The following is a 21856-nucleotide window of genomic DNA, read 5'->3' on the forward strand; positions in this document are numbered from 1 at the left end:
TGCAATCTGGCAGTCGACATCTGTATCGCCTGTTAAACCGCTATTGCCAGCAAGCCGGCGCCTACAAGGGGGTGTATCAGGAAGGGCGGTTTTCTCCCAGCGCGAGGTTCACCGCCAGCCAGCCCTCCACCGCGGCCTCACCAGCCTGGGCAAAAGCCTTCTGCAACAACTTGACCTGCTCACGGCGCAACGACTCTTCCAGGCTCGCCCCGTCCGCCGTCAGGCGCAGCAGGCGCTTGCGCTTGTCGGCCTCGGACGCAACGCTGCGCACCAGGCCCATCTCGGTCAACTGGCGCAACGGCATGTTCAGCGCCTGCTTGCTGACGCCGAGCAAGGTCAGCAACTCCTTGACGCTGACGTCCGGATAACGGGCGATAAAAAACACAATGCGCTGGTGCACCCGGCTCAAGCCACGACGCTCGAGCATTTCGTCGGCCTTGGCGGTGAACGCCTGGTAGCCGAAAAAGAAGGCCTGCATGGCGTCTTGCTGCGCGTTTGAATTTTTAAGGTCAAGCATATTGACGTATCGGCTCGCGGCGGCGTAATTTCGGTCAAGCAGTTTGACGTACTTTTCGCTTACTTAGCTACCGGTGACCTGCCATGGCCTTCTCCGAACGCGTGACCCGTCTGAAAAGCTCTCTGATTCGCGAAATCCTCGCCGCCGCTCAACGCCCGGAAGTGATGTCCTTTGCCGGCGGACTGCCATCCGAAGCCATGTTGCCGACGCTGGACTGGGAGGGCCTGCCGGTCGCCTTCGGCCAATACGGCATGAGTGAGGGCGAACCGGCGCTGCGCGAGGTGCTGGCCGCCGAGGCGCGGGCGCTGGGGATCGACTGCCAGGCCAGCCAGGTGCTGGTGGTCAGCGGTTCCCAGCAGACCCTGGACCTGGTGGCCAAGCTGCATATCGACAAGGGCACCGAGATCCTCCTCGAGGGGCCGACCTACCTCGCCGCCTTGCAGATCTTCCAGCTGTTCGGCGCCGATTGCCTGACGATCCCCCAGGAACAGGACGGCCCCGACCTGCTCCAACTGCGTGCGCGCCTGGAAAACCACCAGCCGGCCTTCGTCTATCTGATTCCGACGTTCCAGAACCCGTCCGCCGTGCGCTACAGCGAAGCCAAGCGCGAGGCCGTCGCCGCCTTGCTCGACGAATTCGGCGTAACCCTGATCGAAGACGAACCCTATCGCGAGCTGACCTATGACGGCGGCAGCGCCCGGCCGATTGTCAGCCGTTTGAAGCGCAGCAGCTGGATCTATACCGGCACGGTGTCCAAGACCCTGGCCCCCGGGTTGCGGGTCGGTTACCTGATCGCCAGCCCGGATCTGTTCCCCCATCTGCTCAAGCTCAAGCAGTCGGCGGACCTGCACACCAACCGCGTCGGCCAGTGGCAGGCGTTGCAGTGGATCGGTACGGAAAAATATCGCCAGCACCTGGTGCAACTCCGGGACTTTTACCGGGTCCGACGGGATGCCTTTCAACAGGCATTGGAGCGCCACTTCGCTGACCTGGCCGATTGGCAGGTGCCGCAGGGCGGTTTGTTCTTCTGGCTGACCCTCAAACAGCCGCTGGATACCCGCACCTTGCTCGCCGACGCGTTGAGTCGGGATGTCGCATTCATGCCCGGCGAACCTTTTTTTGCCGAACCGGAGCGTAATCCGGGTAATCTTCGTCTCAATTTCAGTCACATCGCACCGGAGCGTCTGGACGAAGGTCTCAAGCGCCTGGCTGCTGTCATCCGTCACGCACAGGCTGCACAAGCGGCTTAAGGGGAGGGCCATGTACAAGGTTTATGGCGATTACCAGTCGGGCAATTGCTACAAGATCAAGCTGATGCTGCACCTGCTGGGGCAGGAATATCGCTGGCACCCGGTGGACATCCTCAAGGGTGACACCGAGACCCCGGAATTCCTGGCGAAGAACCCCAACGGCAAGGTGCCGGTGCTGGAGCTGGAAGACGGCACCTGCCTGTGGGAGTCCAATGCGATTCTCAACTTCCTGGCCGATGGCAGCGAATTCCTGCCCACCGAGCCGCGTCTGCGTACCCAGGTGCTGCAATGGCAGTTCTTCGAGCAGTACAGCCACGAACCCTATATCGCGGTAGCGCGGTTTATCGAGTTCTACCTGGGCTTGCCGGAAGAGCGTCGCGAGGAATACCTCAAGCTGCAGAAACGCGGGCACAAGGCGTTGAAAGTGATGGAAAAGCAGCTTCAGCAAACCCCGTACCTGGTGGGCGAGCACTATTCGATTGCTGATATCGCGCTGTATGCCTATACCCATGTGGCCCATCAGGGCGGCTTCGACCTGAGCGAATACCCGGGTATCCAGGCCTGGTTGCTGCGGGTGGCCAGCCATCCGAAGCATGTCGGCATGCTGGATTGATCGGCAAATCCGGAAACACTTAAACCGGCCCCAGGGCCGGTTTATTTTTGCCCGCGCAAGCACTTTTGTCGCCGGCGAGGTCCTATCGAGAACTGTGTTTATTACCTACTGAACGGGGTGCCGCCCATGAAATATCCACGCGTAGCGTTTTTGACTGCCAGCCTGCTGGGCCTGGCCATGGGTGCACAGGCAGCCGACAACTGCGATGCCAACCAGGCGTCGATGAATGAATGTGCGGGCAAGGCGTTCAAGCAGGCCGACAATGACCTGAACACCTACTACAAGACCCAGATGGATTACCTGAAGAACCCGGCCAACAAGGCCGCGCTCCAGGATGCCCAGCGCAAGTGGCTGGCTTTCCGCGACGCCGATTGCCTGTATCAGAATGGCAAACCGGCGGACGGTGGTTCGATCTGGCCGCTGCTGGATCTGCAGTGCAAGACCGAGTTGACCAGGCAGCGGGCGGCGCAGTTGAAGGCTTATACCGAGTGTCGTGAGGAAACCAACGGCTGCCGCAACTGACGGCGACTGAACTCAGGCCGCGGCAAAACGCTTGTCCAGGTAATCGATGATCACCTTGGACTCGTACATCCAGGTGGTCTGGCCGTTTTCTTCGATACGCAGGCACGGCACCTTGATCTTGCCGCCTTGCTCGAGCAGGGTCTGGCGATCCTGTTCGTTATTCTTCGCATCACGCAGCGCCACCGGCACGTTGAGGCGGCGCAGGGTACGACGGGTCTTCACGCAGAACGGGCAGGCGTGGAACTGATACAGGGTCAGGTCCCTGGCCGCGGCATCGACCTTGGCCTGGTCTGGCGCGGAGCGCTTTTGCTTGCTGGGGCGGGTGAGGAAATCGATGAAGATGATGAGTTGGCCCAGGCCGACTCGAAGTGCTTTGACGAACACGGGATAGCCTCGCGGGCGGTGGAGAAGGGGCGCAGCTTACCTGATTTTCTTCAGGCGAAAAAAAACCGGCGATGAGTGCCGGTTTTTTCATGTCGCCCGATCTTACTTGATCAGCGCCAGGAACTCGCTGCGGGTCGCGGCGTTTTCGCGGAACTCGCCGAGCATCACCGAGGTGATCATCGACGAATTCTGTTTTTCCACACCGCGCATCATCATGCACATGTGCTTGGCTTCGATCACCACCGCGACACCCAGGGCCCCGGTCACCTGCTGGACCGCATCGGCGATCTGGCGGCTGAGGTTTTCCTGGATCTGCAGGCGCCGGGCGTACATGTCGACGATACGCGCGACCTTGGACAGGCCCAGCACCTTGCCGCTCGGGATGTAGGCCACGTGGGCCTTGCCGATAAAGGGCAGCAGGTGGTGTTCGCACAACGAGTAGAGCTCGATGTCCTTGACCAGCACCATTTCGCTGTTGTCGGAGCTGAACAAGGCACCGTTGGTGACTTCTTCCAGGGTCTGTTCGTAACCGCGGCAAAGGTACTGCATGGCTTTGGCGGCGCGCTTGGGCGTGTCGAGCAGACCTTCGCGGGAGACGTCCTCGCCGAGTTGGCCGAGGATCGCGGTGTAATTCTGTTCCAGGGACATGAAGCTACCTGTGGGAGTTTACGCAAAGAGCAAGGATACGGCGGCTGGCAGCCGCCTGCAAATTCGATGACGGTTCGGTTACTCGTCGCGACCTTCCATCATGGTTCGTTTCAGCATCACATACACCGCGCCCGCGCCGCCATGCTTGGGCTGGCAGGAGGTGAACCCCAGGACCTGGGCGTGCTGACGGAGCCAGGTGTTGACGTGGCTCTTGATCATCGGGCGCTTGCCGTCCAGGCGTACGGCCTTGCCGTGGGTGACGCGCACGCAGCGGATTTCGAATTTGGTCGCCTCGGCAAGAAACGCCCAGAGGGTTTCCCGGGCTTTTTCCACACTCATGCCGTGCAGGTCGAGACTGCCTTCGAAGGGGATCTGGCCGATCTTGAGCTTGCGCATCTGGCTTTCCTGGACCCCGTCACGGGCCCAGTGCAGGTCGTCTTCGGGACCGACGTCGATGACGAACTGGTCGGACAGCCCGTCCACCGCGGTGTCCTGCACCCGCACCGTGGCCGCCTGGCGCAGCTTGGCCAGTTGCGCACGGTCGGACTTGGGCTTGCCGGTGTCGGCACGGTCATGCTTGATCGGCTTGACGCCACGGATCTCGCTTTTGAACAGGGAAAAGTCGTCGTCTTGCATGTCAGCCTCCGCAGGGCCTGGCAGTTTACCCAAGTCCCCCGGGTGTCGTCACAGTCGATTGCGCGCAGGTGCTTGATCAGTCGTGCTTTTTCATCAGGTGGGGGGCGATGTTCAGTCCATGGCGGCTGCGCATCCGACGACGGCTGCGGCGCCACAGCCAGACCCCGAACCAGAGCGTCAGCACGCCCACGCCCAAGGCCACCGCCGAACCGGTCGGCGTGGCATTCAAATCCCCGAGTGCCGGCGCATGGCCGAGCAGGCTGGCCGCCCCGGCCATCACCAGCAACACCCCGAAGGTGGCCAACAGCGCCGCAATGGCAGCGCTCAAGCGCGAGCCCCAGGTGCTCTGGCCCCGGGGACGCAGGCGGCGAGCGTCAAAACCATCGGATATCTTCATTCCGATTTCCTCTATGAGTATCGGCCCTTCGACCGGGAGATGGTCGGCTTGTTCCTGATGTGTCCGGGAAATCGGAAAATGAGACGCAATTGACAGGACTAATGGATGGGCGGTCGCCAGGACAACCCATCGCCGCCGCTAGCCGATCAGGTCTTTGGTCTGCGCCAGGGTGGCGAAATTGTCCGCCATGATCGCCATCTCGGTGCGCTGGACCTGGGCGGCGCTGATGATTTCATCCTTGTAGGGCAGGTCGCGGGTCGCGCAGGCATCTTCCACCAGGGTGCAGCGGAAGCCCAGGTTCTTGGCCGCGCGCACCGTGGTGCTGACGCTGGAGTGGCTCATGAAGCCGCAGACGATCAGGTCCAGGGAGCCGAGTTCCTGCAGGTGCTTCTCCAGGCCCGTGCCGTGAAAGGCGCTGGGCAGCAGCTTGCCGATCAGGGTTTCGTCGCCCTGGGGTTCCAGCCCCGGAATGAACTCACCGCGCTCGCCCTGGGGATCGAACAGACCGCCCACGGTGCCCAGGTGACGGATATGCACGATAGGCCGTCCGGCCTGGCGGGCGGCGGCAACCAGTTGCTTGATATTGTCGACGGCAGCGTCCATGCCGGACAAGGCCAGCGGGCCACTGAGATATTCTTTCTGGGCGTCGATGATCAACAGGCTGGCATGGCTCAGATTGGCGGCTGCATAACCACGACCGCTGAGTTGAAACATCGTCTTTGGAACGGACATTCGGGGCTCCTTTGAGTGGGGCTTTTACCGCATTGTCCTCCGGCTGAGCGCGTATGTGAATCGCAACCCGTGCAGGCGGCGTGGTTATTGGGCTGTAGCCGTGTCAAGGGTTGTTTGCCGGCGTGCGAAACCGCGCTCGATGATGTCTTTTTGCCTTATTTTCACCCGGTGCTGGTTTGACTGTTAGAATCCCCCGTCGTTTTTTTCAGGAGCCTCCCCGTGATCAATTCCCGCCTGCGCACGCTGCGCGACCATATTCGTTGGGCTGTCAGCCGCTTTCATGGCGCGGATCTGTTTTTCGGCCATGGCACCGACAATGCCTGGGACGAGGCGCGTCAATTGGTGCTGGGGGCCTTGCACCTGCCTTGGGAAATTGCCGACAGCTATCTCGACTGCCGCCTGGAAGACGACGAACTGAGCCGTTTGCAGCACTTGCTCAAGCGCCGCATCGAAGACCGTGTGCCCACTGCTTACCTGTTGGGTGAGGCGTGGTTCTGCGGCATGTCGTTTATCGTCGATGAGCGGGTGCTGATTCCGCGTTCGCCGATCGGCGAGTTGATCGAAGGCCACTTCGCTCCCTGGCTGGCGAATGAGCCGGCGCGGATTCTCGACCTGTGCACCGGCTCCGGCTGCATCGGCATCGCCTGTGCCTATGAGTTCCAGCAGGCGGAAGTGGTGTTGGCCGACCTGTCTTTCGAAGCGCTGGAAGTGGCCAACCAGAATATCGAGCGCCATGGTGTCGATGAGCGGGTGTTCACGGTCCAGGGCGATGGCTTCGATGGTCTGCCCGGTCAGCGTTTCGACCTGATCGTCTCCAATCCTCCTTATGTGGATGCCGAGGACTTTGCCGACATGCCGGAGGAATACCAGCACGAGCCCGAGCTGGGCCTGGCCTGCGGCGAAGACGGCCTGAACCTGGTGCGACGGATGCTGGCCGAGGCGGCGGATCATCTGACCGAGAAGGGCCTGCTGATTGTCGAGGTCGGCAACAGCCAGGTGCATGTCGAGGCGTTGTACCCCGAGGTGGATTTTGCCTGGCTGGACTTCGAGCGGGGCGGGCATGGCGTGTTCATGCTGACCGCCGAGCAGTGTCGTGCGCATCAGGCGCTGTTTGCCGCGAAAATCTGAAGAACGACACCGACCTGTAGGAGCCGGGCTTGCCCGCGAAGCTTTTGGCGCCCTCAAGGACGCCTTCGCGGGCAAGCCCGGCTCCTACAGGTTTTGCAGTGTTCTGGAGATCGCCGAACGCTTGAGCAATCCTGGCGGACATATTCCCGACGAGTGAACCGTTTAAGTCGCCAGGCCCGCCCGGCAAGGTGAGCCAGAGGCAAACCTTCCCTCGATTATCCGCAAAGCCCGCCATAGAGAGGCGTACAGCGATATTTCGAGATAAATAAATCTCCCTTTTTTCGCCAATTCCGGTATAGTGCGCGCCGGCCTTTAACCGGGCCGCGTTTAGGTAATGCAATTCCCCGAAGTCAGCTTCGGCTGCTGTCCGCCATGCGGACTATCCTTGACGATTCTTTCATTCAATCGTTTTCGCAAATCCCCGCCGACAAAGCTGCCAGGGTGACTCTCAGAGTCTTACAAGGCATGCGCAGCTTTGGAGCATGGGTCTTTGCGGATGCACTTAGAGGCAGACCCATGACCCAGGAAATCGGCGGCTTCGCCGCTTTTAATCTTAATCCGAATATTCTTGCAGCCGTCACCGCGACTGGCTACGAAGAGCCTTCGGCTATCCAGCAGCAATCGATCCCGATCATCATGGCCGGCCACGACATGATTGGCCAGGCGCAAACCGGTACGGGTAAAACCGCTGCGTTCGCCCTGCCGATCCTGCATCGCATCGATCCTGCTAAGCGCGAACCGCAAGCCCTGATCCTGGCGCCAACCCGTGAGTTGGCGTTGCAAGTAGCAACCGCTTTCGAAACCTACGCCAAGCAAATGCCGGGCGTTACCGTTGTGGCCGTTTACGGCGGCGCGCCCATGGGCCCACAACTGAAAGCAATCCGTAATGGCGCACAGATTGTTGTCGCCACTCCGGGCCGTCTGTGCGACCACCTGCGTCGTGACGAAAAAGTCCTGGCCACCGTGAACCACCTGGTTCTCGATGAAGCGGACGAAATGCTCAAGCTCGGCTTCATGGACGACCTGGAAGTCATCTTCAAGGCCTTGCCGGCAACCCGCCAGACCGTTTTGTTCTCGGCGACCCTGCCGCAGTCGATCCGCGCCATTGCCGAACGCCACCTGCGCGATCCGCAACACGTCAAGATCCAGACCAAGACCCAGACCGTGACCGCGATCGAACAGGCTCACCTGTTGGTTCACGCCGACCAGAAGACCTCGGCTGTGCTGAGCCTGCTGGAAGTCGAGGATTTCGACGCCCTGATCATGTTCGTGCGCACCAAGCAAGCGACCCTGGACCTGGCCAGTGCCCTGGAAGCCAAAGGCTACAAAGCCGCTGCGCTGAACGGTGACATCGCCCAGAACCAGCGTGAGCGCGTGATCGACTCCCTCAAGGATGGCCGTCTGGACATCGTTGTGGCGACCGACGTTGCTGCTCGTGGCCTGGACGTTCCGCGCATCACTCACGTATTCAACGTCGACATGCCGTACGATCCTGAGTCCTACGTTCACCGTATCGGCCGTACCGGCCGTGCCGGTCGCGAAGGTCGTGCGCTGTTGCTGGTGACTCCACGTGAGCGCCGCATGCTGCAAGTGATCGAGCGTGTAACCGGTCAGAAAGTTGCCGAAGTCCGCCTGCCGGATGCCCAGGCCGTTCTCGATGCGCGCATCAAGAAACTGACCAACAGCCTGTCGCCACTGGTAGCCGATGCTGAATCGACCCACGGCGAACTGCTGGATCGCCTGACCGCCGATATCGGTTGCAGCCCGCGTGCCCTGGCCGCGGCCCTGCTGCGCAAGGCCACCAATGGCCAGGCGCTGACCCTGGCGGCGATCGAGAAAGAGCGTCCGCTGGTGCCGAACAACGCGCCACGTGGCGATCGTCCGGAGCGTTCCGGTGACCGTCCCGAGCGTAGCGATCGTGAGCGTCGTGCCCCGGTGCCATTGGCCGAAGGCCGTGCCCGCTGCCGTACCGCGCTGGGTGCGCGTGACGGTATCGCCGCCAAGAACCTGCTGGGCGCCATCCTCAACGAAGGTGGCCTGGCCCGTGAAGCGATCGGTCGCATCCAGGTGCGTGACAGCTTCAGCCTGGTGGAACTGCCGGAAGATGGTCTGGAGCGTCTGTTGACCAAGCTGAAGGACACCCGTGTGGCTGGCAAGCAGCTCAAGCTGCGTCGCTACCGCGAAGATTGATCAACCCCCGGGTTGATTGATCGATAAAAAAATCCCCGACTGGTTCGGGGATTTTTTTTGCCTGCTGTAGGAGCGAGCTTGCTCGCGATGGGCGTCAACGATAACGCGGGGCATCTGATACCCCACGGTGCCTGAGCCATTATCGCGAGCAAGCTCGCTCCTACAGGGGATTGGTGGGGGTCAGGCGAAGCGATAGATGTCCATGCCCAGCGCGCCCATGGTGAACCCCTTGTGGGCGATGCTCATCTGGCCACCGGCGCCACGGGCGAAATACAACGGCAGCAGGTGCTCGTCACTGGGGTGGCTGCGCACGGCGTAGGGCGCCTGTTTGCGGTAGTCGTGCAGGGCGGCTTCGTCATCGGCAGCGAGTTTGTCGACCATCCAGTCGCGGAAGGCCTTGGCCCACGGCTCGATGCTGTCGGGGCCGGCATGCCAGTCCAGTTCACCGAGGTTATGGGTAATGCTGCCGGAGCCGATCAGCAGGATGCCCTGTGCCCGCAGGCCGCTGAGGGCATGCCCGATACGGGTTTGCAAGGCAGGGCCCATGCGGCTTGGCAAGGACACCTGGACCACCGGGATATCGGCTTGCGGGTACATCAGCGACAGGGGCACCCAGACCCCATGGTCGAATGGGCGCTGGTCATCGAGGCGGGCGGCCAGGCCATCGGCGTTGAGCAGGGCGACAATCTCGGCGGCCAACTGCGGTTCGCCGGGTGCCGGGTATTGCACGGCGAACAGTTCCCGGGGAAAACCACCGAAGTCGTGCCAGGTTTCCGGCTGCGGATTGCTGCTGACCCGCAGGTCCTGGCTTTCCCAGTGGGCCGAGACGATGACGATGGCTTTCGGTCGCGGCAGCTCGGCCGCCAGGCGGGCCAGGGCCGGGCCGCTGGCGCCGGGGTCCAGGGCCAGCATGGGTGAACCGTGGGAGATGAACAGGCTGGGGAGCATAATGAAAGTCCTGAGCGTCAAGTTTAAGATGACGCCATCTTCAATCAGATCATTGATCTAAATCTAATATAAGTTTTAGTGCTTTTTGATCGAATTTTCAGGGTGAGCCTATGCAACCGGAATTTTGGCACAAGCGTTGGGAACACAACCAGATCGGCTTTCACCTGGAGCAGGTCAACCCCCATCTGCAGCGCTTCTGGCCCGACCTGGCGCTGCCGATAGAGGCGCGGGTGCTGGTGCCCTTGTGCGGCAAGAGCCTTGATCTGGCGTGGTTGGCGGCCCAGGGCCTGCGCGTCCTGGGGGTGGAGTTGTCGGAGAAGGCCGTGGAGGCGTTTTTTGCCGATCAGCAGCTCAAGCCGCTGATACGCCGGCAGGGTGAGTTCATGGTCTATGAGGCGGGTCCGCTGGAACTCTGGTGTGGAGACTTCTTCGCCTTGACGGCCGCCGACGTGGCCGACTGTGTGGGGCTGTATGACCGGGCGGCGCTGATCGCCTTGCCACCGCCAATGCGTGAGCGTTATGCGGCTCATTTGAACGGGATACTGGCAGTGGGCACCCAGGGCTTGTTGATCACCCTCGACTATGATCAGAGCCAGCTCGACGGGCCGCCGTTCGCCTTGCTCGATGGTGAGGTCCGGCGCTTGCTGGAGCCGCAGTGGCAGCTTCAGGTGGAGGATGAACAGGATGTGCTTGGCGAGAGCTGGAAGTTTCTCCAGGCTGGGGTGACGCGGCTCGACGAGCGGGTTTACCGGTTGGAGAAGGTTTCTTAGGAAGCAGGTAAGCCGACGACGATTCCAAGGGTGTCGCGGACTCTGTGGGAGCGGAGCTTGTCGGATCGCCGCACCGCCGCGAAGCTTTTAGCGGCCTCCAGGGCCTCTTCGCGGGCAAGCTCCGCTCCCACACCTCACAGGTATGGCTATCAGCCGCGACGACGCAGGGCTTCGATACGCTCTTCCAGCGGCGGGTGGCTCATGAACATCTTCGCCAGGCCCTGTTTCAGGCCGCCGTTGATGCCGAAGGCGTTCAGGGTGTCCGGCATGTGCACCGGCAGGCCCTGTTCGGAGCGCAGGCGTTGCAGGGCGCCGATCATCGCGGCGGTACCGGCCAGGCTGGCACCGGCTTCGTCCGCGCGGAATTCACGCTTGCGCGAGAACCACATGACGATGGCGCTGGCCAGGAAACCCAGGACCAGTTCGGCGAAGATGGTCGCCACGTAGTAGGCGATACCCTGGCCCTCTTCGTTCTTGAAGATGACCTTGTCGACGAAGTTGCCGATGATCCGCGCAAAGAACATCACGAAGGTGTTCACCACGCCTTGTATCAGCGCCAGGGTGACCATGTCGCCATTGGCCACGTGGCCGATCTCGTGGGCCAGCACGGCCTTCACTTCATCGGGCGAGAAGCGTTCCAGCAGGCCCTGGCTGACCGCGACCAGCGCGTCGTTCTTGTTCCAGCCGGTGGCGAAGGCGTTTGCCTCGTAGGCCGGGAAGATACCCACCTCGGGCATCTTGATCCCGGCGTCGCGGGACAGTTGCTCGACGGTTTGCAGCAGCCACTGCTCATGGCGGGTACGAGGCTGGGTGATGAGCTGGGTGCCGGTGCTCATCTTCGCCATCCACTTGGAGATGAACAACGAGAACAGCGAACCCGCGAAACCAAAGACCGCACAGAAGACCAGCAGCTGATTGAGGTTGAGATCAACCCCGTTGGCCGCCATGAACCCGTTGAAGCCGAAAAGGCTCAGGGTGATGCTGGCAATCAGCACGACCGCCAGGTTAGTGGCCAAGAACAGCAGGATGCGCATCATGGTTGAAAGTTTCTCCTCAGCTAAAGATGTAGCGTCATGCGGGGTATATAAGGTGCAGCTGCGACCTATTCAACCGGGTGACTATTTCAAACTGTGTCCTACAGCTTGATTCTAGCCGCTTGCCAGTCATTTCCTAATGGAGGGCTTGGGTTTTCGAGGCGTTGCAACGCCGCGCGCCCCTTTGAAACCGGGGGATGTGTTGGCAATGAGAGAGGTTCCCTGGCCGGCGGCATGCTGACGCAAAGACATACAAAAAGAAATGGGGGCAAAGCGCTTTCCTGCGACTCTCGGATGAGTCGCAGGAAAGTGTAGGAAATTACTGGCGGTAGGTTTTCAGGAACGAACCGATGCGCCCGATGGCCTGTTCCAGGTCATCCACCCGGGGCAGGGTGACCACGCGGAAGTGATCGGGCCATGGCCAGTTGAACGCGGTGCCCTGGACCACCAGCAGCTTTTCCGAGATCAGCAGGTCGAGGACGAACTTCTCGTCGTTGAGAATCGGGCAGACTTTCGGGTCGATCCGCGGGAAGGCGTAGAGCGCGCCCATGGGTTTCACGCAGCTGACGCCGGGAATGTCGTTGAGCAGTTCCCAGGTGCGGTTGCGTTGTTCCAGCAGGCGACCGGCCGGCAGCACCAGGTCGTTGATGCTCTGGTAGCCGCCGAGGGCGGTCTGGATCGCGTGCTGGCTCGGCACGTTGGCGCACAGGCGCATGTTGGCCAGGATGTCGATGCCTTCGATATAGCTCTGGGCATTGTGCTTGGGACCGGAGATCGCCACCCAGCCGGAGCGGAAACCCGCGACCCGGTAGGACTTGGACAGGCCGTTGAAGGTCAGGCACAGCAGGTCCGGCGCCAGGGATGCGGTGCAGACGTGTACGGCATCGTCGTAGAGGATCTTGTCGTAGATCTCGTCGGAAAAAACCACGAGGTTGTGCTGGCGGGCCAGTTCGAGCATGCCCAGCAGCACCTCCTTGGAATACACCGCGCCCGTCGGATTGTTCGGGTTGATGATCACCAGGGCCTTGGTATTGGGGGTGATCTTGGCCTTGATATCGGCCAGGTCCGGCCACCAGTTGGCCTGTTCGTCGCACAGGTAGTGCACCGGGTTGCCGCCGGCCAGGCTCACGGCGGCGGTCCACAGCGGGTAGTCCGGTGCCGGGATCAGTACTTCGTCGCCATTGTTGAGCAGGGCCTGCATGGACATCACGATCAGTTCGGACACGCCATTGCCCAGGTAGATGTCTTCGATGCCGACACCTTCGACCTGCTTCTGCTGGTAGTACTGCATGACCGCCTTGCGGGCGCTGTACAACCCCTTGGAGTCACTGTAGCCCTGTGCGGTCGGCAGGTTGCGGATCACGTCCAGGAGGATTTCGTCCGGGGCTTCGAAACCGAAGGGCGCCGGGTTGCCGATGTTCAGCTTGAGGATGCGATGGCCTTCCTCTTCCAGGCGTTTGGCGTGCTTGAGCACCGGGCCGCGAATGTCGTAGCAGACGTTGGCGAGCTTGTTCGATTTGCTGACCTGCATGGCGATGTAATCCTGAAAATGGACGATCCAGGCGGTCTCGTCGAGGCCGCTATGGCAATACTGCGTTTTCACCTCGTCCCATGGTCCCCGGCCGCCGGCTTGGAAAATCCGTTTGAATGCGTCGGACGCGGGTGCCAGACTGGCGTTTGACGAGGCGCAATCATACGTGCCACCCGATCCGTGGAAAAGATACAGATCGGGGTTTTTCAGCCGCCGAGGTGTGACGATGGAAAAGTTGGAAAAAACCCTGGACGAATGGCGCGCCATGCTCGACCCGGAGCAGTACAACGTGTGCCGGCTCAAAGGCACGGAGCGGCCGTTTTCCGGCAAATACAACGGCACCAGGACCGATGGGGTCTATCACTGCATCTGCTGCAATGAGCCGCTGTTCGATTCTCGCGCCAAGTTCGACTCCGGCTGCGGCTGGCCGAGCTTCTACCAGCCCATCGGCGACAGCGCGATGGTCGAGATCCGCGATATCAGCCACGGCATGATCCGCACCGAAGTGGTCTGCGCCAAATGCGACGCACACCTGGGCCATGTGTTTCCCGACGGCCCGCCGCCGACCGGTTTGCGCTACTGCATCAACTCCGTGTGCCTGGATCTGGTGCCGCGGGGCTGAGTCCGGTTCTTGCGCGGTGTCCCGGAATTCAGGGCCCGCGCCAAGCCCGGCGAGGGAGTCTGTGTGGTCGTGGCTTATAAAGCTCCATCCACCCCGGTTATTAAATTGTGTGCAATTCAATTGCTCGCTATTTTGTTCGGCATTCATTGGAGGAACTGTCATGAGCGATAACCTGCTGAACATCCCTTGCACCACCATCAAGGGTGAGCAAAAGACCCTGGGCGACTTCGCCGGCAAGGCGATCCTGGTGGTCAACACCGCCAGCAAATGCGGTTTTACCCCTCAGTACAAAGGGCTTGAGCAACTCTGGCAGTCCTACAAGGACCAGGGGCTGGTCGTCCTCGGTTTCCCCTGCAACCAGTTCGGCAAGCAGGAGCCGGGTAACGAAGGGGCGATTTCCGAGTTCTGCGAGCTGAACTACGGCGTCAGTTTCCCGCTGTTCAAGAAGATCGACGTCAACGGCGACGGCGCCCACCCGCTGTTCGTCCAGTTGAAGAAACGCGCGCCGGGGTTGCTCTGGTCCCAGGGCATCAAGTGGAACTTCACCAAGTTCCTGATCGGCAAGGACGGCCGTCTGGTGAAGCGTTTCGCGCCCACCACCAAGCCCGAGAACCTCACCCGCGAGATCGAAGCCCTGCTTAAATGAACGACCTGTCCAGCGATTCGCTGAGCCTTGACTCCCAGCTCTGCTTCAAGCTCTACGCCGCTTCACGGGCAGTGATTCGAGGCTACAAGCCGATGCTGGAACAGTTGGGCCTGACCTATCCGCAGTACCTGGCGATGCTGGTGCTGTGGGAGTGGCATGACGGCGCACCGGCGCAACCGACGGTCAAGGCCCTCGGTGAGCGCCTGCTGCTGGACTCGGGGACGCTGACGCCACTGCTCAAGCGCCTTGAGCAGATGGCCTTGGTGCAGCGCCGGCGTTCAGCCCTCGACGAGCGTGAAGTGCACCTGAGCCTGAGCCCCGCCGGAGTGGCTCTGCGCGCGCAGGTGCTGCCGATCAAGGCACGGCTGCTTTGCGACAGTGGTCTCGATCTGACCCGGCTGGATGAACTGCGTGACGGTCTCGACCAGTTACTGGCCCAACTCATGCCGCTGTAGCCGGTACCCACTGTTCGAGCAGGGCGATCAGCTCTTCTCGGCGGAAGGGCTTGGCCAGGTAGTCGCTCATGCCCGCGGCCCGGCAGCGTTCACGTTCCTCGGGCATGGCGTTGGCCGTCAGCGCCACGATCGGCAGGTTCGGCCAGCGCCCGCTGCGGCGAATCTGCCGACTGGCTTCGTAGCCGTCCATGACGGGCATATTGCAATCCATCAGCACCAGGTCGAACACCTGCTGCTCCAGTTGGCTCAGCGCCTCGCCACCATGGGCGGCCACCGTTACTTCGCAGCCGAGCTTGCCGAGCATGCCCTTGGCCACCAGCTGATTGACCGGATTGTCCTCCACCAACAGGATCCGGGCCCGGCGTAGCGGCTGGTTGTCCCGCGGCTGCACGTTCAGCTCGGCCGGGTCATCGGGCAGCAGGATGCGCGCCAGTGTCTGGTACAGCGCGTTGCGCGCCAGCGGCCGGGCCTGTTGCTGCAGCGGGGTGAGGGCGTTGGCCTGTTCGGTGGGCATGAAGTTGCCATAGGCGGTGACCAGCAGGATCGGCGCGCTGATCGCCGGTCGCAGGCCGAACAGGCATTCCGGGCAGTCGGTGATCAACAGGTCGGGGCTGACCCCCGCCAGGCTGTCGTCCAGCCCGTAGCGCTGGTAGTCCAGGCCCCAGACCGGCAATTGGTGGCTGAGCAATTCGCTCAGGCCGCTGGTGCTCGACGTCACGGCGATGACCTTGCCGGTGAGGCGTCGCGGTGTCGCGGCCGGCGTGTGCCCGGGCAAGGGCAGTTCGGCACAGAACTGGCTGCCGAAACCGACTTCGGAATTGATCGTCAGGCTGCCTTTCATGGCCTCGCACAGGTTGTAGGTCAGGGTCAGCCCCAGGCCGGTGCCGCCGTACTGGCGGGTAATGCCGGCGCCGGCCTGGGTGAAGGGCTGGAAGATCTTGGCCTGGGCCTCCTGGGCGATGCCGATGCCGGTGTCGCAGACTTCGATGCGCACGCCGTTGTCGCGAGCACTCAGGCGCACATCGACGCGGCCGAAGCGGGTGAACTTCAACGCGTTGGACAACAGGTTGCTGACGATCTGCCGCACCCGCGTCGGGTCGCCCAGCACCAGGGCCGGGAATTGCGGGTCGATCAGGCAGGCCAGTTCGACGCTGGGGGCGGCGTTTTGCGAGAGCAGGTTGGCGGTGTCCTCGACCAGGGCGCCGAGGTCGAAGGGGATGCGTTCCAGCTCCAACTGGCCGGCGTCGAATTTCGACAGGTCGAGGATATCGTTGAGCAACTCCACCAGGACCTTGCCGGAGTCGTGGGCAATCGACAATTGCTGGCGTTGCTCGGCGTTCAGTTGGCTGTCCAGGGACAGCGCGATCATGCCCAGCAGGCCGTTCAGGGGTGTGCGGATTTCATGGCTCATGTTGGCCAGGAATGCCGAACGGGCCTGGGCCATGTCCAGGGCCGTGCGGCGCGCCACTTCCAGTTCCTCGTTGGATTGGCTCAGACGCGCGTTGCTGGCCTTGAGTTCGGTGGTGCGCGCCGAGACGATATTCTCCAACTGGCCGAGGTAGTCGGTCAGGCGGTTTTCGGCGCTGCGCCGCTGCTGGATCTCGGTGCCCATGTTTTCGAATTGCTGGTTGGCGACCTTGACCAGTACGCCGATTTCATCGTGTTCATGGCCGGGGGGAAAGGCCAGGCGCGCCTGTTTCGACTGGCCCGGGGTGCTGCTGCTGAGCGCCTCGATCACCCGCACCAGGGGTTTGGTCAGCATCGTATAGAACAGCACGAGAAGGATGATGGTGAGGATCAGGCTGCGGACAAAACCGTTGAGCAGGGTGATCTCGGCCCGATGCAGGAAGCGGATACCGAAGGTGTAGGTGTCGATATCAAGGTGCAGGGTGCCCAGGGATTCGTCTGGCAGATGGCTGAGATAAAGCCGGTCTTCGAAGGTGCGATCAGAGCCGAACAGCCAATCGCTGATCATCCGATAGCTGCCTTCCTGGCGCGGTCGCTCGACGCTGGCCAGGACCATATTGTTGTTGTCGATCAACTGCGCGCGCAGCACCGCCGGCGAGTGCAGCAGGCCAAGGGCCAGTTCCTGCGCCAGTTCGGCGTCGATGTTGTAGGCGATCCTCGATGCCGGGTTGTGGCTGATTTCCAGCAGGGAAAGGATTTCACGGTTGATCGAGGCGCTTTCGCTGGCATAATCGATGCCGATTTGCAGCAGACTGAGCAGTGTTCCCAGAATGAAGCCGACCAGCACCGTCAACCGGGCTTGTTTGTAGGACAAGCGGTGGGTGAACTTTATATCCATGGGGTGGTGTACCACTTTCCTTTCCCTTAGCCCGGCAAGCATAGCTGATTCGATGCGTGCACCGGCAGTGGGGGATTCGATACGCGCGGTGTGCAGTCTGCCAGAGCTTGCCGGCGCCCGGCGGCGCCAACGCGACATCATCGTATGAACTTGCCTGAGGAAACGTCGTGGATTCTCGATTGAATGCCTTTCTTGAGCGTGCCGATGCGGTGCTCGCCCGTCTCGAACCGTTGTTGCCGGCACCGCGCCAGGCCATCGACTGGAACGGCTGCCTGGCGGCCCGCTGGCAGCGCGAAGGGCGCAGCGGTTATCTGTTGCCGCTGGAGGTCAGCCTGGACATGCGTTTGTCCGACCTGATCGGCGTCGACAAGCAACGCGAGCAACTGGCGCGCAACACCCGCCAGTTCCTCGATGGCCTGCCCGCCAACCATGCCTTGCTCTGGGGGTCGCGCGGCACCGGCAAGTCCTCGTTGGTGCGCGCCTTGCTCGCCGAACATGCCAAGGCCGGTTTGCGCCTGATCGAGATCGAGCGCGATCACCTGGCCGACCTGCCGCGGGTGGTGGAGCAGTTGCAAAAGCTGCCCCAGCGTTTCGTGCTGTTCTGCGATGACCTGTCCTTCGAGGCCGGTGAAGGCGACTACCGTGTGCTCAAGAGTGTGCTCGACGGTTCCCTTGAACAGGCCCCGGACAATGTCCTGCTCTACGCCACCTCGAACCGCCGGCACCTGGTGCCCGAGAAAGAGAGCGACAACGAAAACTGGAAGCGCGTCGACGGCGAGCTGCACCCCAGCGAAGCGGTGGAGGACAAGATTGCCCTGTCCGATCGTTTCGGCCTGTGGCTGTCGTTCTATCCCTTTACCCAGGAGCACTTCCTCAGCGTTGTCGAACACTGGATCGGCGAGTTGGCGCTCAAGGCCGGCCTGGCCTGGCAGCGCGACGAGGCGCTGGATATCCAGGCGGTGCGCTGGGCCACCGGACGCGGCAATCGCAACGGTCGCTGCGCCTATCAGTTTGCGCGTTATTGGGTGGGTTTGAAGTTGTTGGAGCAGGCACCATGATCGATTTGCAGAACACCGGGGCCGGCCTCGAGGGCTATGGTCTGTTGCACGCACAGCTGGAATCGTTGCTGGCGGACGAGCGGGATTTCATCGCCAATGCCGCGCAGTTCTCGGCCTTCCTGTTCAATCAGCTGGATGACCTGAATTGGGCCGGTTTCTACCTCAATCGCCATGAGGAACTGGTCCTTGGGCCGTTCCAGGGGCAGATCGCCTGCGTGCGCATCCCCTTCGGCCGGGGCGTCTGCGGCACCGCCGCGGCCACCCGGGAAACCCAGCGGGTCGAAGACGTGCATACGTTTGCCGGGCATATCGCCTGCGACAGCGCCTCGAACAGCGAGCTGGTGGTGCCACTGGTCAAGGACGGCCGCCTGATCGGCGTGCTCGACCTGGACAGCCCGAGCCTGGCCCGCTTCACCCTCGAAGACCAGGCCGGGATCGAACACCTGGCAGCGATCTTCCTGCGCCTGACCGACTGCTGAGGCGACTCAGGCGCCCAGACCGGCCTTTTCCAGCAGCGACTCGGCATCCACCGTGTCGATCTGCTGGGGCAGGACGTGTTGCCGGGCGTACGCCAGGTAGATTTCCTCACGGATAAACAGCTCGAACAATTGCGGGTCGATATGGGCGTCGCGGCACATGCCGGCCATGATGCCCAGCGCTTCGCTCAGGGTCTTGCCCTTTTTGTACGGGCGATCGGCGGCGGTCAGCGCCTCGAAGATATCGGCAATCGCCATCATCCGCGCCGGCAGGCTCATCTGTTCGCGCTTCAGGCGCTTGGGGTAACCGGTGCCGTCCATTTTCTCGTGGTGGCCGCCGGCGATCTCCGGCACGGCGGTCAGGTGCCCGGGAAACGGCAGTTGATCGAGCATCAGGATGGTCTGCACCATGTGATGGTTGATGATGTAGCGCTCTTCGCGGGTCAGCGTGCCGCGGGTAATGCTCAGGTTGTACAACTCCCCCCGATTGAACTTGTAGGGCGGCACGTCGAGCTGAAAGCCCCAGCGATTGTCGGCGGGGATCAGTTCGGCCTCGTTGCGTTCGAACAGATGCTCGGGCTTGTCCGCCAGCAGCGCTTCGGTGGCCGGCAGGGGCGCGGCGGGGCTGCGTTCCTGGCGGAGCTTTTCTTCCCAGGACACCCCGAGACGATCGTCCAGCGTGCGGGTCCAGGTGCGTTGGGCAATCCGCTGCAGGTGTTCCAGGTCGGCTTCGGCCATGGCCTCGCCGCCCAGGTTGCAGTGGGCGACAAAGGCGAAGTCCTCGTCCAGGGCCGTCAGGCTGGCGTCGCGCGCCCGGCCCAAGTCGGCTTCGTCGCCACCCAGCGCCCGGCCTTGCCAATAGTCGACCCAGGCATCGCGCTTGAGCACTTCGAAGCGGGTGCGTATTTCGTGAATGCGGTCGTACAGGGTTTCCAGCTTGGTGGCCTTGTCGACCACGTATTCGGGAGTGGTGACCTTGCCGCAGTCATGCAGCCAGGCAGCGACATGCAGCGCCTCCCATTCGTCTTCGCTGGGTTGGTAGCCTTTGAACGCCGGTGTCTGGCTGGCCGCGGCGGCCTCGGCGATCATCAGCGTCAGCACCGGCACCCGTTGGCAGTGGCCGCCGGTGTAAGGACTCTTGGCATCGATGGCGCCGGCCAATAACTGGATGAACGCGTCCAGCAGTTGTTTCTGCCGGGCTTGCAGGCGCTGGCTTTCGATGCAGGCGGCCGCGGTGCCGGAAATGGCGCTGATAAAGGCGATGCGGTCCGGCTGCAGGTTCTCCATATCGGTCTCGGTGCCACTGTCGGGCAGCAGCAGGGCGAGGACGCCGACGGTTTCGCCATGGCGGTTGTGCAAGCGGATGCCGATCAGGTGAATCCGCGGGCTCTCCAGGGCGAGCATGACCTTTTGCAAGTCGGCCGCCTGCTCGAAGCCGAGGGTGGCGACCACGTTGTCCTGCCGGTCCAGTGCCTTGAGCCAGTCCGGGCGCTGTTCGTCAGCCTCGGCTGCACCGCGGATATCGAAGTGCCGGGGATCCTGCTGGACACCATCGATGATCAGGGCATGGGCTTCCAGCTGGCGGCTGTCGCTGTCCAGCAGGTAGATCAGCCCGGCGCGGGCCTGGGCGATTTTCAGCGTTTCCTCGAGCACCCGTTGCAGCAGGGGATCGAAGCGGGTTTGCGCCGAGAGGCTGGAGGCGATTTCGAAGAAGCTCGCCAGGGTCTGCTTCATTCGGATCATCGAGGTCGCCAGCCGGTCGACTTCCAGCACCGGCGAGCGCGGTGTCGCCGGGTGGTTGAAGTTGAAGCTGCGAATCGCATCGGCCTCCTGTACCAGGGCGTGCAGCGGCTTGACCAGCAGCCTGGACGTCAGCCAGCCCAGGGGCAGGCACAGCAGCAGGGTGGCCAGGGTGATCAGCGCGCCTTGCCAGCGGATCCGGTAGGCGTCCGCCAAGAGTTCGTCTTCCGGAACCAGCAGGGCCAGTTGCAGGCCCTTGGGCCCGCCTTCGGCGAGTTGCGTACGGGCGACTATCCATTGCCGTTGCGCGCTGTCCAGGTGGTGCTCGGTGCTGCTGCCCGGTTCCATGAAGCGTTGCAGGATCGGGCTCAGATCCTGGACCCGGGGCAACCGTGCGTCGCTGCTGTGGCCGATCAGCCGGGCGTAGTCGGGATAGGCCACGGCATTGTCGTGTTCATCGAACAGGACGATTTCGGTCGAGGGCGTGACCTTGTGTTTGTCCAGGGTCGCGGAAAGATCCGCCAGGGTCAGGTCGGCGGCGATCACCACGTTGGCGCTGCCGCGCCGGGCGAGGGTGGTGCCGACATTGTGGGTGGAGAAAAACAGGTAGGGCGCGGTGGTGATCTGGTCGCTGTCCTTCAGGGCGCTGTTGAACCAGGAGCGTACGCGGGGATCGTAGGCTTCGCGGTGATTGTCCTGGCGGCTGATCAGTTGCAGGGCCGCGTCGTAGAACAATGATTCGGACTTGACCCCCGCGACGCCGGGGTCGCGCTCGATACTCCAGACCTGGAAGGCGGCGTTCTCCGGTGCCTTGAAATAGGCGCGCAGGGCGCTGTCGCGCAGCGGCCGGACCATGAAGAAGTCGCCATCGGCGTAACCGAGGTACAGCGATGCCAGGTTCGGGTTGTCGTTCAGGGCCTGGGTGAAGGGCTTGAGCAGTGCCAGCCGTTGCCCAAGCGTAAGGGCCTGGGTGCGATCGTCGATGGCCAGCAGGCTCAGCAGATGACGAATCGGCTGGTAGGTGTGCAGCAGATCCAGCTGTACATCGTCGCGGACCCTGCCGAAGATTTTTTCGCTGCTGGCGAGAATGATCTGCGTGGTTTGCCGGTAGTTGAACAGCCCCAGCAGGGTGCCGGTCAGCAGCAGCAGGCAGGTGAACAGGATACTGATGTGCACGTGCAGCGCCAGCCGGCGTCTTTCGCGTTGCATGGGACGGGGCATCGCTGATCTCCCTGGGTGATGGGGCCGTGCTCA

22 protein-coding genes are annotated in these 21856 nt (G+C 62.2%); 11 read left to right on the forward strand and 11 right to left on the reverse strand.

The window, feature by feature from the left end; all coding sequences use genetic code 11:
* Nucleotides 1-76 precede the first annotated feature (76 nt).
* A complete protein-coding gene (locus M5C56_RS19800) occupies nucleotides 77-517 on the reverse strand; it encodes a MarR family transcriptional regulator (protein ID WP_247263297.1) in 441 nt (146 codons plus the stop codon).
* Nucleotides 518-600: 83 nt separating this feature from the next.
* Between M5C56_RS19800 and M5C56_RS19805 the strand changes: the two genes are divergently transcribed.
* The 3 genes from M5C56_RS19805 (at nucleotide 601) to M5C56_RS19815 (ending at nucleotide 2902) form a co-directional block, all read left to right on the forward strand.
* Nucleotides 601-1767, forward strand: coding sequence for a PLP-dependent aminotransferase family protein (locus M5C56_RS19805; RefSeq protein ID WP_103498213.1), 1167 nt, complete (start codon nucleotides 601-603; stop codon nucleotides 1765-1767).
* Between the two features lie 10 nt (nucleotides 1768-1777).
* Nucleotides 1778-2380: a glutathione S-transferase family protein gene (locus M5C56_RS19810; RefSeq protein ID WP_103498212.1), complete on the forward strand. Its 603-nt coding sequence runs from the start codon at nucleotides 1778-1780 to the stop codon at nucleotides 2378-2380.
* A 126-nt stretch (nucleotides 2381-2506) separates the two neighbouring features.
* Complete coding sequence (locus M5C56_RS19815; RefSeq protein ID WP_103498211.1) at nucleotides 2507-2902, forward strand: lysozyme inhibitor LprI family protein; 396 nt, start codon at nucleotides 2507-2509, stop codon at nucleotides 2900-2902.
* Between the two features lie 12 nt (nucleotides 2903-2914).
* On the opposite strand, the gene M5C56_RS19820 is transcribed toward M5C56_RS19815, so the two are convergent.
* The 5 genes from M5C56_RS19820 to M5C56_RS19840 form a co-directional block, all read right to left on the reverse strand.
* Nucleotides 2915-3286, reverse strand: a complete 372-nt coding sequence (locus M5C56_RS19820) for a glutathione S-transferase N-terminal domain-containing protein (RefSeq protein ID WP_100940622.1) — start codon at nucleotides 3284-3286, stop codon at nucleotides 2915-2917.
* A 102-nt stretch (nucleotides 3287-3388) separates the two neighbouring features.
* On the reverse strand, nucleotides 3389-3934 hold the full coding sequence (gene folE / locus M5C56_RS19825) for a GTP cyclohydrolase I FolE (RefSeq protein ID WP_017129709.1): 546 nt from the start codon (nucleotides 3932-3934) through the stop codon (nucleotides 3389-3391).
* Between the two features lie 78 nt (nucleotides 3935-4012).
* Entirely contained in the window at nucleotides 4013-4570 is a 558-nt protein-coding gene (locus M5C56_RS19830) for a Smr/MutS family protein (RefSeq protein WP_103498210.1), read from the reverse strand.
* Nucleotides 4571-4646: 76 nt separating this feature from the next.
* On the reverse strand, nucleotides 4647-4967 hold the full coding sequence (locus M5C56_RS19835; RefSeq protein ID WP_103498209.1) for a hypothetical protein: 321 nt from the start codon (nucleotides 4965-4967) through the stop codon (nucleotides 4647-4649).
* A 138-nt stretch (nucleotides 4968-5105) separates the two neighbouring features.
* Nucleotides 5106-5699 carry a cysteine hydrolase family protein gene (locus M5C56_RS19840; protein WP_103498208.1) on the reverse strand — a complete coding sequence of 198 codons (594 nt, stop codon included), beginning with the start codon at nucleotides 5697-5699 and terminating at the stop codon, nucleotides 5106-5108.
* Nucleotides 5700-5918: 219 nt separating this feature from the next.
* Here M5C56_RS19840 and prmB point away from each other — a divergent pair, with 219 nt between their 5' ends.
* Together prmB and M5C56_RS19850 are read left to right on the forward strand one after the other, a co-directional pair.
* On the forward strand, nucleotides 5919-6827 hold the full coding sequence (prmB, locus tag M5C56_RS19845; protein WP_103498207.1) for a 50S ribosomal protein L3 N(5)-glutamine methyltransferase: 909 nt from the start codon (nucleotides 5919-5921) through the stop codon (nucleotides 6825-6827).
* A gap of 516 nt (nucleotides 6828-7343) precedes the next feature.
* Nucleotides 7344-9017: a DEAD/DEAH box helicase gene (locus M5C56_RS19850; protein WP_103499836.1), complete on the forward strand. Its 1674-nt coding sequence runs from the start codon at nucleotides 7344-7346 to the stop codon at nucleotides 9015-9017.
* Between the two features lie 180 nt (nucleotides 9018-9197).
* Here M5C56_RS19850 and M5C56_RS19855 read toward each other — a convergent pair whose 3' ends face one another.
* Nucleotides 9198-9965, reverse strand: coding sequence for a class III extradiol ring-cleavage dioxygenase (locus M5C56_RS19855; protein WP_103499845.1), 768 nt, complete (start codon nucleotides 9963-9965; stop codon nucleotides 9198-9200).
* 110 nt (nucleotides 9966-10075) lie between these two features.
* Here M5C56_RS19855 and M5C56_RS19860 point away from each other — a divergent pair, with 110 nt between their 5' ends.
* The gene (locus M5C56_RS19860; protein ID WP_103499846.1) at nucleotides 10076-10735 is read left to right on the forward strand and encodes a thiopurine S-methyltransferase; all 660 of its coding nucleotides are present in this window, start codon (nucleotides 10076-10078) and stop codon (nucleotides 10733-10735) included.
* A 149-nt stretch (nucleotides 10736-10884) separates the two neighbouring features.
* On the opposite strand, the gene htpX is transcribed toward M5C56_RS19860, so the two are convergent.
* On the reverse strand, nucleotides 10885-11772 hold the full coding sequence (gene htpX, locus M5C56_RS19865) for a protease HtpX (RefSeq protein ID WP_103499304.1): 888 nt from the start codon (nucleotides 11770-11772) through the stop codon (nucleotides 10885-10887).
* A gap of 316 nt (nucleotides 11773-12088) precedes the next feature.
* The gene (locus M5C56_RS19870) at nucleotides 12089-13300 is read right to left on the reverse strand and encodes a pyridoxal phosphate-dependent aminotransferase (protein WP_103499336.1); all 1212 of its coding nucleotides are present in this window, start codon (nucleotides 13298-13300) and stop codon (nucleotides 12089-12091) included.
* Nucleotides 13301-13526: 226 nt separating this feature from the next.
* On the opposite strand from M5C56_RS19870, the gene msrB reads away from it, so the two are divergent.
* From msrB to M5C56_RS19885, 3 genes are all read left to right on the forward strand, one after another.
* Nucleotides 13527-13922, forward strand: a complete 396-nt coding sequence (gene msrB / locus M5C56_RS19875) for a peptide-methionine (R)-S-oxide reductase MsrB (protein ID WP_103499305.1) — start codon at nucleotides 13527-13529, stop codon at nucleotides 13920-13922.
* A 160-nt stretch (nucleotides 13923-14082) separates the two neighbouring features.
* On the forward strand, nucleotides 14083-14568 hold the full coding sequence (locus M5C56_RS19880; protein WP_100940610.1) for a glutathione peroxidase: 486 nt from the start codon (nucleotides 14083-14085) through the stop codon (nucleotides 14566-14568).
* Entirely contained in the window at nucleotides 14565-15023 is a 459-nt protein-coding gene (locus M5C56_RS19885) for a MarR family transcriptional regulator (RefSeq protein WP_103499306.1), read from the forward strand. The genes M5C56_RS19880 and M5C56_RS19885 overlap by 4 nt, the downstream gene beginning before the upstream one ends.
* Here the strand turns inward: M5C56_RS19885 and M5C56_RS19890 are convergent.
* Nucleotides 15010-17328 carry a response regulator gene (locus tag M5C56_RS19890; RefSeq protein ID WP_103499307.1) on the reverse strand — a complete coding sequence of 773 codons (2319 nt, stop codon included), beginning with the start codon at nucleotides 17326-17328 and terminating at the stop codon, nucleotides 15010-15012. The two genes, M5C56_RS19885 and M5C56_RS19890, sit on opposite strands and share 14 nt — an antisense overlap.
* A gap of 167 nt (nucleotides 17329-17495) precedes the next feature.
* Between M5C56_RS19890 and M5C56_RS19895 the strand changes: the two genes are divergently transcribed.
* Nucleotides 17496-18386: an ATP-binding protein gene (locus M5C56_RS19895; protein WP_103499308.1), complete on the forward strand. Its 891-nt coding sequence runs from the start codon at nucleotides 17496-17498 to the stop codon at nucleotides 18384-18386.
* Nucleotides 18383-18865: a GAF domain-containing protein gene (locus M5C56_RS19900; protein WP_103499309.1), complete on the forward strand. Its 483-nt coding sequence runs from the start codon at nucleotides 18383-18385 to the stop codon at nucleotides 18863-18865. The genes M5C56_RS19895 and M5C56_RS19900 overlap by 4 nt, the downstream gene beginning before the upstream one ends.
* Before the next feature lie 6 nt (nucleotides 18866-18871).
* Here M5C56_RS19900 and M5C56_RS19905 read toward each other — a convergent pair whose 3' ends face one another.
* Nucleotides 18872-21823: an HD domain-containing phosphohydrolase gene (locus M5C56_RS19905; RefSeq protein ID WP_103499310.1), complete on the reverse strand. Its 2952-nt coding sequence runs from the start codon at nucleotides 21821-21823 to the stop codon at nucleotides 18872-18874.
* Nucleotides 21824-21856 lie beyond the last annotated feature (33 nt).

The organism is Pseudomonas sp. MWU13-2862 (genome assembly GCF_023242495.1).
Taxonomy (GTDB): Bacteria; Pseudomonadota; Gammaproteobacteria; order Pseudomonadales; family Pseudomonadaceae; genus Aquipseudomonas; species Aquipseudomonas gingeri_D.

Bases quoted from the DNA above. Each gene is read 5' to 3' on its own strand.
- M5C56_RS19800 (WP_247263297.1), bottom strand. From the start codon at position 517: ATGCTTGACCTTAAAAATTCAAACGCGCAGCAAGACGCCATGCAGGCC.
- M5C56_RS19805 (WP_103498213.1), top strand. From the start codon at position 601: ATGGCCTTCTCCGAACGCGTGACCCGTCTGAAAAGCTCTCTGATTCGC.
- M5C56_RS19810 (WP_103498212.1), top strand. From the start codon at position 1,778: ATGTACAAGGTTTATGGCGATTACCAGTCGGGCAATTGCTACAAGATC.
- M5C56_RS19815 (WP_103498211.1), top strand. From the start codon at position 2,507: ATGAAATATCCACGCGTAGCGTTTTTGACTGCCAGCCTGCTGGGCCTG.
- folE (WP_017129709.1), bottom strand. From the start codon at position 3,934: ATGTCCCTGGAACAGAATTACACCGCGATCCTCGGCCAACTCGGCGAG.
- M5C56_RS19830 (WP_103498210.1), bottom strand. From the start codon at position 4,570: ATGCAAGACGACGACTTTTCCCTGTTCAAAAGCGAGATCCGTGGCGTC.
- M5C56_RS19835 (WP_103498209.1), bottom strand. From the start codon at position 4,967: ATGAAGATATCCGATGGTTTTGACGCTCGCCGCCTGCGTCCCCGGGGC.
- M5C56_RS19840 (WP_103498208.1), bottom strand. From the start codon at position 5,699: ATGTCCGTTCCAAAGACGATGTTTCAACTCAGCGGTCGTGGTTATGCA.
- M5C56_RS19850 (WP_103499836.1), top strand. From the start codon at position 7,344: ATGACCCAGGAAATCGGCGGCTTCGCCGCTTTTAATCTTAATCCGAAT.
- M5C56_RS19855 (WP_103499845.1), bottom strand. From the start codon at position 9,965: ATGCTCCCCAGCCTGTTCATCTCCCACGGTTCACCCATGCTGGCCCTG.
- M5C56_RS19860 (WP_103499846.1), top strand. From the start codon at position 10,076: ATGCAACCGGAATTTTGGCACAAGCGTTGGGAACACAACCAGATCGGC.
- htpX (WP_103499304.1), bottom strand. From the start codon at position 11,772: ATGATGCGCATCCTGCTGTTCTTGGCCACTAACCTGGCGGTCGTGCTG.
- M5C56_RS19870 (WP_103499336.1), bottom strand. From the start codon at position 13,300: ATGCAGGTCAGCAAATCGAACAAGCTCGCCAACGTCTGCTACGACATT.
- msrB (WP_103499305.1), top strand. From the start codon at position 13,527: ATGGAAAAGTTGGAAAAAACCCTGGACGAATGGCGCGCCATGCTCGAC.
- M5C56_RS19880 (WP_100940610.1), top strand. From the start codon at position 14,083: ATGAGCGATAACCTGCTGAACATCCCTTGCACCACCATCAAGGGTGAG.
- M5C56_RS19885 (WP_103499306.1), top strand. From the start codon at position 14,565: ATGAACGACCTGTCCAGCGATTCGCTGAGCCTTGACTCCCAGCTCTGC.
- M5C56_RS19890 (WP_103499307.1), bottom strand. From the start codon at position 17,328: ATGGATATAAAGTTCACCCACCGCTTGTCCTACAAACAAGCCCGGTTG.
- M5C56_RS19900 (WP_103499309.1), top strand. From the start codon at position 18,383: ATGATCGATTTGCAGAACACCGGGGCCGGCCTCGAGGGCTATGGTCTG.
- M5C56_RS19905 (WP_103499310.1), bottom strand. From the start codon at position 21,823: ATGCCCCGTCCCATGCAACGCGAAAGACGCCGGCTGGCGCTGCACGTG.